The 1,218-nt window shown below is 58.9% G+C and carries 2 protein-coding genes; both read right to left on the reverse strand.

Translation table 11 applies throughout. The annotated features are described in order from the left end of the window. The coding region (locus V6C07_RS00120) for an ATP-binding cassette domain-containing protein (RefSeq protein WP_333534302.1) at positions 1–175 on the reverse strand (175 nt) is incomplete at its 3' end. Continuing rightward, the gene (locus V6C07_RS00125) at positions 172–867 is read right to left on the reverse strand and encodes an ABC transporter permease (protein ID WP_333534301.1); all 696 of its coding nucleotides are present in this window, start codon (positions 865–867) and stop codon (positions 172–174) included. The genes V6C07_RS00120 and V6C07_RS00125, both read right to left, overlap by 4 nt. Positions 868–1,218: the final 351 nt, after the last annotated feature.

The raw sequence follows: 1,218 nt of genomic DNA on the forward strand, positions 1-1,218 counted from the left end.
CCGCCGGGCGCTCCAGAAAAGCCAGCAGGCGAAGCAGCGTGGACTTGCCGCAGCCGTTCGGCCCGGTGAGCGCCAGGGTTTCGCCTTTTGTCACCTCAAGACGGGGCAGGTTCAGGGCAGTGCGCCCGCCGTACACCTGCACCAGATCGCGCCCCTCATACAGCAAAGCATTCACGCGCGCCCCCTGTGCCGGAAAAAAGCCAGGGCCAGATTGACGGCAAAAGCCATCAGCAGCAGCACAAGCCCCAAAGCTATGCCTTGGGCAAAATCTCCCTTGCTGGTTTCCAACGCTATGGCCGTGGTCATGGTGCGGGTGGCATAACGGATGTTGCCTCCGAGCATCATGGCTACGCCCACTTCGGTGATAACGCGCCCAAAGGCCGTGATGCAGACCATGCCGATGGAATAGCGGCATTCCCACAGTGAAAGCACCGCCATCTGCCGGGCGTTGGCCCCCAGGGTCAGCAGGGTGTCGCGACAGCGCGGGTCCAGATTTTCCACAGCCTGCGCGGTCCACGAGACCACAATGGGCAGGGCCAGAAGGGCCTGCCCCACGGCCATGCCCGGCAGGGTAAACAGCAGGCCATACTGCCCCAAGGGGCCGCGCGCCGTTATGAGCGCATAGACCAGCAGGCCGATAAGAACCGTGGGAAAAGCCAGAAGTGTGTCGGAAACAAGGCGCAACGCCCTTTTGCCGGGAAAGGAGCAATACCCGAGCACAAAACCCGCCGGCAACCCCAGCAGCAGGGAAGCGGTCATGGCATAGCAGGTGGAAAGCAGGGTGGCGCGCACGGCGGAAAGCGTGGCCGCATCCATATGCATCAAAAGGGAAAATGCGCCGGAAATGCCGTTGACAAGATAATCCATACGCGCCCGAACCTGACGGCAAAAATATGCCGGTAAAAACGGATACAAAAACCGCGCGGGGCAAAAACGGCCCGGCCGCTCTCATCCCCGCGCGGCTGCTTCAGAGCAGTTGACGAATAAAATGAGCAACTGCTCTGCAAGGATTTTCCTGAAAATCCTTGCCACGAAATGCGAGCAGGCGGGCTTTTGCCTGCCGTAAGTGAGCATTTCAAGTGTTAAATGCTCTACATCTAGAGCAGATTAACTTTGAGAATATACATTCTCAAAGTTTAAGGCACGCTCACTTCGGCGTTTAACCGCGCAGATAAACTGCGCTTACGCCTCCGTAGCGAACGTCTGCTCACGCAGCCG

Origin of the sequence: Desulfovibrio sp. 1214_IL3152 (genome assembly GCF_036763055.1) — a bacterium.
In the GTDB taxonomy this organism is placed as follows: Bacteria; Desulfobacterota; Desulfovibrionia; order Desulfovibrionales; family Desulfovibrionaceae; genus Desulfovibrio.

Bases quoted from the DNA above. Each gene is read 5' to 3' on its own strand.
- V6C07_RS00125 (WP_333534301.1), bottom strand. From the start codon at position 867: ATGGATTATCTTGTCAACGGCATTTCCGGCGCATTTTCCCTTTTGATG.